Consider the following 10,082-nt stretch of genomic DNA (forward strand, 5'->3'; position numbering starts at 1 on the left):
GGCCCGCCGTCGGGCCCGCCCCTCGGCACGTCCGGTCAGGCGAAGACGATCATCGAGCCCTGGGTGAGGCTGCGGGTGGCCGCGGCGTAGAGCCCGGCCCAGGCGTGCCGCTCCCGGGCATACGGGTGGACGTCGTCCAGCGGCGGGGCGAACGGCTGCTCCAGGCCGGTCGGCGACAGCGGCCGGGTCGGCATCGGCGGGTTCAGCACATCGATGCCCAACACCGGCGCCACTGCCTGGAGTTCACGGATCAACCCGTACGAGGAGCCGAGCGGGCCACCGGCCGCCAGCAGACCGTCGTCCACCAGCGGGGCCGGGAAGTCCACCGGTACGTACGCGCCGGCGTGGTCGAAGTGCCACACCAGGTGCGAGAGTTCGGCCGTGGACTCGAACATCTCCAGCAGCTGCTCGTAGTCGCCGCCGAGCGCGTCCACCGGGGTGATCTGGAAGCCGGTGACGCCCAACAGGTAGGCCCGGCGCAGGAAGTGGAGCGAGTCGTAGTCGAAGGCGGCTATCGGCTCGACGTCGCCGGTCATACCGGGCGTGTAGCCGTGCACCGGCACCGCGGGCAGCCCGTGGCCGGCCAGCACCGCGTTGTAGCGGTCGAGGTCCTCCCGGAACGGGTTGTCCGGGCTGTGGGTGAGGACGTCCACGAGCGGGACGAGCCAGAGGTCGCAGGCCATGGGCCGGCTCATCCTCTCCGGTGGTCGGCAGCCGCGGCGGCCGGCGGTTGGACGGGGAACGATCGCCACCCTACCGGCAGCGCGCCATCACCCGTCCGGCTCAACCCGCCGCCGTCCCGTCGCCGCCCGCCGGGCGCACCGGCCGGCCGAACCGCCCCGGCGGAACCGAGCGGGGCAGCGGCACCCGGCCGTGCCCCGGATCCACGGCTGGCTCCGGGACGGCCGCCCGGGCCCCCGGTACGGGCATGCGCAGCAGGGCCAGCACCGGCACCGAGGTCAGCTCCTCGCCCGCCAGCCGGGCGAGCAGTTCGACGGTGAACAGGTTGTAGTCGTTGACGAGCTGGTGGACGCCGGCCACGTCGCGGGCCTCGATCCGGTCGACCAGCTGGCCGTGCCGGTCCCAGCACACACCGCGCAGGTCGCCGTTGCGCCGCAGGTACGGCGCGGCGAACATCCAGGACTGCACCCGCAGCCAGCCCAGGTACTCGGCGATCCGGGCGTTGCCGAGCAGTGCCGCGGCCTCCTGCCAGAACCGCAGGTCGCAGCCGACCAGCACGTCGAGCTGGCCGGCCCGGGACGCCCGGGCGGCCGCCTCCGCCCGCCGGCGCAGCGACGGCAGCCGGGACCAGTCGCGGCTCCGCGGCCGCTCCGGGCGGCCGGAACCGGGGGTGAGCTGGCGCAGCGCGCTGTCGGTCAGCAGCGCCCTGGCCTCGAAGATCTCCAGGAAGTCCCGCCAGGTGAAGGCGGGCACGGTGAAGCCCCGGTGGTGCTCGGTGCGCAGCAGGCCCTGGGCGGCCAGGTCGACCATCGCCTCGCGGGCCGGGGTGGCCGACACCCCGTACAGCTCGGCGACCTCCTTGACCGTGAAGTTGCGGCCGGCCGCCAGGCGTCCGGCCATCATCTCCTCGCGCAGCGCGTCGGCGATCTGTTCGCGCAGGCTGTTGCGCTGGATCGGGGGACGGCCCTCGCCCGTGCCGTGCATGCGGGCCACCCCTCCTCCTCCGGTCGCCGCCGGCCACCGCCGGAACGCGATGGCTGCTCATCTTCTCAAACGCCACCCCCGACCGCACAAGTCCCCCATCGACGCCCATACCGGACGCACCCGGTCCGGGCCGGACCGGCCGGCCGACGCCGGCCGAACGGGAGGGACGGTGCGGGGTCAGCGCTGGACGGGCGCGGGGATGCCGAGCAGCCGGTCGCGGTGGACCGGGAAGCCCGCGCGGGCCTTGCCCACCTCGGCCGGGTCGAAGTCCACGGTCAGCACCTCCTCGGCCGGGCCGGCCTCGGCCAGCACATGGCCCCACGGGTCGACCACCACGCTGCGCCCGGCCTGCGGCACACCGCCGTGGGTGCCCGCGGTGTTGCAGGCCAGCACGAACGCCTGCTCCTCCACCGCCCGGGCCCGGGCCAGCAGCGTCCAGTGCTCGCGGCGGCGGTCCGGCCACGCCGCCGGCACCACCAGCAGCTCGGCGCCGTCGTCCAGCAGGGCCCGGAACAGCTCGGGGAAGCGCAGGTCGTAGCAGGTGGCCAGACCGAGCCGGCCGAACGGGGTGGCGGCGGTGACGATCTCCTGCCCGGCCCCCATCGCGACCGCCTCGCCGCTGTCGAAGCCGAACCGGTGGATCTTGCGGTAGGTGTGGGTCAGCTCGCCGTCCGGCGCGAACAGCAGCGAGGTGTTGTAGATCGGCCCGTCGGGGTCGCGTTCGACGATCGATCCCGCGTGCAGCCAGACCCCGGCGGCCCGGGCGGCGGACGACATGGCCTCCGCGGTCGGCCCGTCCAGCGGTTCGGCACCGGTCGCCCAGGAGTCGTAGGCGAAGCCGCCGAGCGCCCAGAGCTCGGGCAGGACCACCAGGTCCGCACCCTCCTGGGCGCGTACCAGCGCAGCGGCGCGGGCCCGCCGCTCGGCGGCCGGCTCGGCGTCGGAGACCGCGAGTTGGATCAATGAAGCGCGCACAGTACCACCGTCCACGGCAAGAGTCCTACGATCTTCACCTGAAAGCGCTGCCCTGCTGTGACCCGACAGCGTAACGTGCGGGTAGCACTCGTGCCCCCAGGTCCCGGTGGTCACGGGCAGCGCGTGTCAGGAGCTGACGGAGGCCGGAGATACCCGTGACGGACAACCAGACCGTGCAGGCTTACACCGACGCGTGGACGCAGTCCATCGAGTCGATATCCGAGCTGCTGGCTCCGCTGCCGACCGACTCCTGGAACCGCCCCACCGAGTGCCCCGGCTGGTCGGTGCGGGACGTCGTCTCGCACATCATCGCCGTCGAGTCCGAACTGCTCGGCGATCCGCGCCCGATCCACTCGCTCCCCCGGGACCTGCGCCACATCAGCACCGAGTTCGCGCGGTACGTCGAGCTCCCGGTCGACAAGCGCCGCTGCCACACCCCGGTCGAGATCACCAGCGAGCTGGAGTACACCGTCATCCGCCGCTCGCGCGCGCTGCGCAACGCCCGGCAGGAGCCGGGCGACCTGGTGCGCTGGCCGGCCGGCCCGCTCTCCCGCGACCTCCCGTACGCGGAGCTGCTGCGCAACCGCGCCTTCGACGTCTGGGTGCACGAGCAGGACCTGCGGCGTGCCCTGGGCGAGCCCGGCAACCTCGACTCCCCCGCCGCCCTGGTCACCCGGGACTACCTGGTGCAGGGCCTGCCCAAGGTGGTCGCCAAGCTGGCGGGCGCGCCGGCCGGCTCGACCGTCGTCTTCGACGTGACCGGTGCGGTGGAGTTCCTGCGCACCGTCCGGGTCGACGCCGACGGCCGCGGCTCGGTGGACGGCTCGGTCGGCCTCGCCCCCGACGTCCAGTTCCACCTCGACTGGGAGACCTACCACCGGCTCGCCTGCGGCCGGATCCACCCGGAGACGGCCGCCCGGTCCGTCCGCGTCGACGGCGACACCGAGCTGGCCGCCCGGATCCTCGCCCACTTCGCCCTGACCCCGTGACGCGCCGGGCCGGCGACACGCCGCGCCCGCGTTACATATGACCGGAGGCAGCCGCGCCGCCCGTACGCGGGTGGCGCACCCCGCACCTCCGCGCGAGGCCTGCCGACCGTTCCATCACCCGTTCGGCCTCGTTGAGCCGTGCAGCCCATCACCGAGTGTGAAGGAGGGGCGGTATGGACGACGCGGCCGACATGGTGTTGGTGACGTCGGGCTTCCCGGTCACGGGACAGCCGATCAGGGTCGTGATGATCGACGGGGAGCCGTGGTTCGCCACGGCGGACGTGTGCGCGATCCTCCGTCTGGTGAACCCGAGCCGGGCCGGCCAGATCGCCGGAGCGGGCCACACCCGCACGGTGAACAGCCGGACCATTAGCATCACTTCAACGGAGGGTAATGACGTTTCCGCAGGTGGGAAACGATACGGGCGCGGGAATCCGATGCTCCACCTGGTCAGCGAGGCCGGTCTCTACCGGCTGATCATGCGTTCGCGGAAGCCCGCCGCCCGCCCGTTCCAGGAGTGGGTCACCGACGAGCTGCTGCCCTCCCTCCGGCGCGGCGACGCCGATCTCGGACACCACCGGGAGCGGATGGCCGAGACGCTCGCCGAGGCGATCGGGCAGCAGGTGGAGATCGTGGCCGACCTCAAGCGGGAGGACGGGCTCGGGATCCTCGTCCACTCCGACGGCAGCGTGCACTGCCGGCACGGTGCGATGGAGTTCCGGGTGCCGGGCCGGCAGGACGACAGCGGGCCGCCGTTCGGCCCGTCCTTCCACTGCCCGAGTGTGGAGCACGTGGGAATCCGCGGCAGCGTGGCCGTGCCGCGCTGCCCCCGGCTGAAGCTGGTCGAGCTGATCAGGCTGCTGGCCCGGGACGCCCAGCGCCGCAACCCGGGCGGCACGGTCGAGTGCGAGCTCGGCCGGGTCCGCTTCTCCGGCGCCCCGCTCGACATCGCGGACCTGCTCCGGGAGATCGGCGAGGCCTGAGCCGGCCGGCGCCGGTGCCCGGGTCGCCCCGGGTGCCGGCGCCGGTGCCGGTCAGCGGCCCTGCGGTCCGGGGGCGAGCCGGCGCCGCAGCCGGAGGATCATCACGGTGCCGACGGCCAACGGCAGGTACTGCCAGCAGAACGCCCAGCGGTAGGCCTCGGCGGAGTGCGCCCCGTCCGGGCCGGCCAGGGCGTCGAGCAGCAGGCCGACGCCGAACAGCGTGACCACCGCGCCGATGAAGCCGCCCATGTTCGCGATGCCGGACGCGGTGCCGAGCCGCTCGGTCGGGTTGTACGAGCGGGCGTAGTCGAGGCCGACCAGGGAGGCCGGCCCGTTGCTGCCCATCACCGTGATCAGCACCACGAGCAGCCAGAGCGGCGGGTGGCCGTGCGGCCAGCCGAGCGCGGCCGCCCAGCACACCGCGGTGGCACCGATGACGGTGAGGGTGACGGGCATCCGGCTGCCCGGGCTGCGGGAGACCACCCGCCCGAAGAACAGCGCGAACGCCATGTTGCTGACCACCAGCAGGGTGAGCAGGCCGCTCGCGGTGCCGCGGCCGAGACCCTGGCCCTCGACCAGGTAGGGCAGCCCCCAGAGCAGGCCGAAGGCGCTGGCGGGGAAGGCGGTGGTGAAGTGCACCCACATCCCGAGCCGAGTACCCGGCTCGGCCCAGGCGGCGCGGATCTGGGCACCGACCGGCAGGCTCGGCGCGCGGGGCGCGGACGGGCGGGCCCGGTCGTGGCCGGGGCCCTCCCGCAGCAGGAGCGCGACCAGCGCGAAGACGCCGACCCCGGCGACCGCCGTGGTGGCGAAGGTCGCCGTCCAGCCCGCCCGGTGCAGCGCCTCGGTGAGGACGACGGTGGTGACCAGGTTGCCGCAGACCCCCGCCAACCCGGTGAGCTGGGCGATCAGCGGGTTCTTCGCGGCGGGGAACCAGTGCGCGGCGACCCGCAGCACGCTGATGAACGTCATCGCGTCACCGCAGCCGAGCACCGCGCGCGACGCCAGGGCGGGCCCGAACGAGGTCGCGAGGGCGAAGGCCAGCTGCCCGGCGCTCATCAGCAGGACGCCCAGCAGCAGGACGCGGCGCGGCCCGTGCCGGTCGACCAGCAGCCCGACCGGGATCTGCATGGCCGCGTAGACCAGCACCTGGAGGATCGCAAAGGTGGACAGCGCCGAGGCGCCGATCCCGAAACGGGCGGCTGCGTCCAGCCCGGCGACGCCGAGGCTGGTGCGGTGGACGACCGCGAGGAGGTAGACGGTGACCCCGACCGACCACGCCGTCCAGGCGGCGCGGCCGCCCGGCGGAAGGAGCGCGGGGGGATCCGCGAGGGGCGGGCGGAGGGCTGAGGGGGCAGGACGTGTGGGGCCGGCTGGGTCCACGCTCATAGTGCACCCAGCCTAGTCATCCCATGACCTGACCAATCGGGCGGGGTGCGAACCACCCCGCGACCGGCCCTCCCGCGGTCCCCCGCGGCCCCGTCGCGGCCGGCCCGGGACCGTCAGCCGATCAGCGTCCAGGTCACCTCGCGGGTCATGTACCGGGACCGGAAGGCCTCGTCGCGGACCCAGTCGGTGGTGTCCGTGACGGTCGCCGTGACGGTGATCTTCTTGCCGGGGGCCGGTGCCAGCGCGGCGGTGTCCAGCCATGTCCCGTCCGGGGCCGGGGACGCCACCGGCCGCCCGTCGACCGCCCAGTCCACCCGCAGCTGCCGCGGCCCGCTCAGCGGCACCGGGCTCACCTGGAGGCGCGGGTGCCCGGCCACCGGCCCGGGTGCCGGCACGGCGCCGTCCAGCGGGTGCACCCGGCGGTAGATCTGCTCGATGATCGCCTCCCGGGACGGCAGGTTGTACGAGCCGCCGAGGGTGCGCATCACCGAGTCCGCGGTCGGCCGGTAGAGGCCGTTGGCGCTGCGGTAGGCACCGATGGTGCCCCCGCCGTCGGGCGAGGTGGCGCCCAGCCAGCGCCACCACTTGGTCTTGGACCGCAGCATCTCGTCGGCGTCCACCGTGGCGAGGTTCGGGTAGCCGGCGTCGGTGGGGGCGCTGTCGTACTCGTCGCCGAGGTCGCCGACCGTGTGGCCGATCTCGTGCTGGATGATCCGTCCGGCGTCCGGGCTGCCGCCGGACAGGGTGGTCACCCCGGTGCCGCCGGCCCCGCCGTACTCGGTGGAGTTGGCGAGCGCTATCAGGTACTGCGGCCCGGCGTCCTCGCCGGCGTAGCGGGCGGTGGCGTCCTCGTCGGCGCAGAGCAGCCGGGCGGTGCCCTCGCACCAGAAGTGCATGCCGAGCGGGGTGTCGGTGGGCCGCCCGCCGTCGCCCTCGACGATTCCGGAGACCGGGGAGACCACCTCGACCCGCCGTATGTTGAAGAAGTTCTGGTAGGTCCGGAACGGCTCGATGTCCATCAGGGCCCGCCAGGCCCGGTCGGCCTCCTCCCGGAACAGGCCCTGCTGGCCGGCCGTGTAGCCGTCGCCGAGCAGGACGAGGGTGATCCGGTTGGCCGGGTCGCCCGTCCGGCGTATCTCCACGCTGGGGGCCGCGCCGGGTGCCCGCAGGTCGACCCGGTCGGGGGCGGGCGCCGCGCTGCGGTCGGCCGTGATCGGGCCGGCGGGCGGCCCTATCACCGCCGACGGTGCGGGCGCCGCCACCTCCAGGGCGGCGGGCAGTATCGCGGCCGACAGCAGCACGAAGGCGGCCAGACTCCGAACGAGACGGCCAGGGTTGCCAGGCGGCATACGGGTGCGTCCTCGGGGCTCCGGTCACCCGGCGGGCGCTCGGGTGGGGTGGTCGCACAGACGTACCCGTGGCCGGGACGAGGGCCGACCGCTCGTGGCCGAATTTCGCCGGTCCGGACCAATGGCGGCAGCGTGTCGGGCTTGTGCGGACGGCGCCCGGTGTGCCGTGTTCCGTACCCGGCTCAGCCCTCGCGGAGGGCGGTGAGCGGGTCGGTCCGGGCGGCCCGGACCGCCGGGTAGACGCCCGCGAGCAGGCCGACCGCGGTACCCGCCAGCGGCGCCGGCAGGGTGGCCCACGGTTCGAGGACGGCGGTCCACTGGCGGGCCGCGGCGACCACCACCACGGTGAGGATCCCGAGGGCGGTGCCGATCAGCCCGCCGAGGGTGCCGAGAGCGGCCGACTCGGTGAGGAACTGCGCGGCGATGTGGCGGGTCCGGGCGCCCAGCGAGCGCCGCAGGCCGATCTCCCGGGTCCGCTCCAGCACCGCGACGAGCGTGGTGTTGGCGATCCCGACCGCGCCGACCACCAGGCAGATCGCGGCGAGCGCCAGGAACAGCCCGGTCAGGTCGGAGGTGACCCGGTCGCGCAGGGTGTGCGGGTCGGGCGGCGCGGTGACCGTCAGCAGCTGCGGGGCGTCCGGGCGCAGCGCCACGGCGAGCTGGCGGGCGACCACCGGCGCGGCGCCGGCCCGGGTGGCGGCGAGCAGGTGGGCGGCCAGCTCCTCCCCGGTGCCGGGGTTGCCGAACCGGTCCAGCGCGGTGGTGCTGGGCACGATCATGCCGAGCAGGGTGTCGGGGAGCCGCTGCACGTCCCGGTAGACGCCGATCACGGTGTACGGCAGGCCGTCGATGAAGACGGCCGGCTGGGCGTCCAGCCGGTGCACCCCGAGGCGGGCCGCCGCCGCCTCGCTGAGCAGCACCACCGGCAGCCGGGACGACTCCGCGAACGGGTCCAGGGTGACCCCGGCGGTGAGGGTGGGCCGCATCGCGGCGACCGCGCCGGGGGTCGCCGCGAAGACGGCCAGCCCGCGTCCGGCGTCCGGGCCGGCGTCCGGCGAGGCGGAGATCCGCAGAGTGTCCGAGCCGACCCGCCACCAGACGCCCGCGGCGGTGACGCCGCGGATCCGGCCGGCCCGGGCGTCCGCGTCCGGGGGCAGGCCGGAGGGCGGATTGCCGCCCGGCGGCACGCCGTCCGCCACCGGGTTGTCCGTCACCGTGACCGTGGTGGCACCGGCCAGGTCGAACTGCCGGCCGATCTGCCCGGAGGCGGTCGCGGTGAGCCCGAGCACGGCGACGAAGGCGCCGATGCCGAGCACCGTGCCCAGCACGGTGAGCGCCGACCGGCCTGGGCGCTGCAGCACTCCGGCCAGCGCCTCGCCGACCAGGTCCCGCAGGGCGAGCCGGGACGGCGGTCCGGCGGGGGTGCCGCGGACCGGGCGCATCAGTCGGCCACCGCCGGCCCGACCCGTCCGTCGGCGATCCGCACCACCCGGCCGGCCCGGGCCGCCACCGCCGGGTCGTGCGTGATCACCACCAGGGTGAAGCCGTCCGCGTGGAGCCGCTCGAACTGCTCCAGCACGCCGGCCGCGGCGGCCGAGTCGAGGTTGCCGGTCGGCTCGTCGCAGAGCAGCAGACCGGGCCGGTTCACCAGGGCCCGGGCGATCGCCACCCGCTGGCGCTCGCCACCGGACAGGGTGCCGGGCAGGGCGTCGATCCGGTGATCGAGGCCGACCCGTCGCAGCGCCTCCCGGGCGGCCGGGCGGCGGCGCTCGCGCGGCGTGCGGTTGTAGACCTGGGCGAGCAGCACGTTCTCCTCCGCGGTCCGGTGCGGCAGCAGGTGGAAGGACTGGAAGACGAAGCCGATCAGGCGGCCGCGCAGGGTCGAGCGGTCCCGGTCGGAGAGCCGCCCGGTGTCCACGCCGTCCAGTCGGTAGCTGCCGCAGGTCGGGGTGTCGAGCAGTCCGAGCAGGTGCAGCAGTGTGGACTTCCCCGAGCCGGACGGCCCGGTGACCGCCAGGTACTCGCCGCGGTGCACGGTGAGGTCGCACGGGTGCAGGGCGGTCACCGGCGGCGGCCCGGCGAAGCTCCGCCCGACACCGTCGAGCCGGATCACCTCGGTCACCGGCCGACCACCACCTGGTCGCCGGGCTGCAGCGCGGCGCTCTGCACCGGGGTGACGGCGACGTACCCGTCGGCGTCCGTGCCGGTGGTCACCGGCACAGTGATCCGCCGGCCGGCCGGGTCGACCCGGGTGACGGCCGTCCGCCCGGACGCCTCCGTGTAGACCGCGGCCGCCGGCACGCTCAGCACCGGGGTGGCCGTGCTGCTGCGCAGCACGGTGATCCGGACGTTCTGGCCGCCGAGGGCGGGCGGCAGCGGCCCGGTCGGCTCGATCCGCAGCGGGACGTACGCCGGGACCGGCTGGCCGCCCTGGCCCTGCTCCCCGCCGCCCGCGCCCGCGGCGGGGACCGCGGGGGCCGCACCGCCGATCGCCACCACCTGTCCGGCCGGGGGCGCGGTGGTGGGCGCGCCGACCTCGCCGACCACGCCCCGGGCGGTGGTGCCGCTGGTCTCGGCGAGGATCTCCACGGCCATACCCGGCTTGATCCCCGCTGCCTGGGCGGCGGTCAGCTGCCCGGTGACCGCCAGCGGCCCGCTGGTGAGCGAGAGCAGCGGGCCGGCGACCGGGGCGCCGACGCCCGCGTTCACCGCGGTCACCGCGGCGGGCAGGG

9 protein-coding genes and 1 pseudogene are annotated in these 10,082 nt (G+C 75.2%); 2 read left to right on the forward strand and 8 right to left on the reverse strand.

Translation table 11 applies throughout. The features are described 5' to 3' along the window. Positions 1–35: 35 nt before the first annotated feature. From ACFV0G_RS26175 to ACFV0G_RS26185, 3 genes are all read right to left on the reverse strand, one after another. Positions 36–683, reverse strand: a complete 648-nt coding sequence (locus tag ACFV0G_RS26175; RefSeq protein WP_380552728.1) for a hypothetical protein — start codon at positions 681–683, stop codon at positions 36–38. Positions 684–783: 100 nt separating this feature from the next. Continuing rightward, positions 784–1,665 (reverse strand): GntR family transcriptional regulator, encoded by an 882-nt coding sequence (locus ACFV0G_RS26180; protein WP_380552731.1) that lies wholly within the window; start codon positions 1,663–1,665, stop codon positions 784–786. Between the two features lie 177 nt (positions 1,666–1,842). Then, positions 1,843–2,640, reverse strand: coding sequence for a carbon-nitrogen family hydrolase (locus tag ACFV0G_RS26185; protein ID WP_380552750.1), 798 nt, complete (start codon positions 2,638–2,640; stop codon positions 1,843–1,845). 155 nt (positions 2,641–2,795) lie between these two features. Here ACFV0G_RS26185 and ACFV0G_RS26190 point away from each other — a divergent pair, with 155 nt between their 5' ends. Together ACFV0G_RS26190 and ACFV0G_RS26195 are read left to right on the forward strand one after the other, a co-directional pair. After that, positions 2,796–3,629 (forward strand): maleylpyruvate isomerase family mycothiol-dependent enzyme, encoded by an 834-nt coding sequence (locus ACFV0G_RS26190; protein WP_380552734.1) that lies wholly within the window; start codon positions 2,796–2,798, stop codon positions 3,627–3,629. A 245-nt stretch (positions 3,630–3,874) separates the two neighbouring features. Further along, a complete protein-coding gene (locus ACFV0G_RS26195; RefSeq protein ID WP_380552753.1) occupies positions 3,875–4,612 on the forward strand; it encodes a Bro-N domain-containing protein in 738 nt (245 codons plus the stop codon). 51 nt (positions 4,613–4,663) lie between these two features. Here ACFV0G_RS26195 and ACFV0G_RS26200 read toward each other — a convergent pair whose 3' ends face one another. The 5 genes and pseudogenes from ACFV0G_RS26200 to ACFV0G_RS26220 all read right to left on the reverse strand — a co-directional run. Beyond that, a complete protein-coding gene (locus ACFV0G_RS26200) occupies positions 4,664–6,001 on the reverse strand; it encodes a nitrate/nitrite transporter (RefSeq protein WP_380552737.1) in 1,338 nt (445 codons plus the stop codon). A 113-nt stretch (positions 6,002–6,114) separates the two neighbouring features. Beyond that, positions 6,115–7,350, reverse strand: coding sequence for a M64 family metallopeptidase (locus tag ACFV0G_RS26205; protein WP_380552741.1), 1,236 nt, complete (start codon positions 7,348–7,350; stop codon positions 6,115–6,117). 182 nt (positions 7,351–7,532) lie between these two features. Continuing rightward, positions 7,533–8,792, reverse strand: a complete 1,260-nt coding sequence (locus tag ACFV0G_RS26210) for an ABC transporter permease (RefSeq protein ID WP_380552744.1) — start codon at positions 8,790–8,792, stop codon at positions 7,533–7,535. Beyond that, positions 8,792–9,472 carry an ABC transporter ATP-binding protein gene (locus ACFV0G_RS26215; RefSeq protein WP_380552747.1) on the reverse strand — a complete coding sequence of 227 codons (681 nt, stop codon included), beginning with the start codon at positions 9,470–9,472 and terminating at the stop codon, positions 8,792–8,794. The genes ACFV0G_RS26210 and ACFV0G_RS26215 overlap by 1 nt, the downstream gene beginning before the upstream one ends. Further along, a pseudogene (locus tag ACFV0G_RS26220) lies at positions 9,469–10,082 on the reverse strand (peptidoglycan-binding protein); the annotation flags it as partial. The gene ACFV0G_RS26215 and the pseudogene ACFV0G_RS26220, both read right to left, overlap by 4 nt.

Origin of the sequence: Kitasatospora sp. NPDC059571, assembly GCF_042735675.1 — a bacterium.
Taxonomy (GTDB): Bacteria; Actinomycetota; Actinomycetes; order Streptomycetales; family Streptomycetaceae; genus Kitasatospora.

Bases quoted from the DNA above. Each gene is read 5' to 3' on its own strand.
- ACFV0G_RS26200 (WP_380552737.1), bottom strand. From the start codon at position 6,001: ATGAGCGTGGACCCAGCCGGCCCCACACGTCCTGCCCCCTCAGCCCTC.
- ACFV0G_RS26195 (WP_380552753.1), top strand. From the start codon at position 3,875: ATGATCGACGGGGAGCCGTGGTTCGCCACGGCGGACGTGTGCGCGATC.
- ACFV0G_RS26210 (WP_380552744.1), bottom strand. From the start codon at position 8,792: ATGCGCCCGGTCCGCGGCACCCCCGCCGGACCGCCGTCCCGGCTCGCC.
- ACFV0G_RS26205 (WP_380552741.1), bottom strand. From the start codon at position 7,350: ATGCCGCCTGGCAACCCTGGCCGTCTCGTTCGGAGTCTGGCCGCCTTC.
- ACFV0G_RS26180 (WP_380552731.1), bottom strand. From the start codon at position 1,665: ATGCACGGCACGGGCGAGGGCCGTCCCCCGATCCAGCGCAACAGCCTG.
- ACFV0G_RS26175 (WP_380552728.1), bottom strand. From the start codon at position 683: ATGGCCTGCGACCTCTGGCTCGTCCCGCTCGTGGACGTCCTCACCCAC.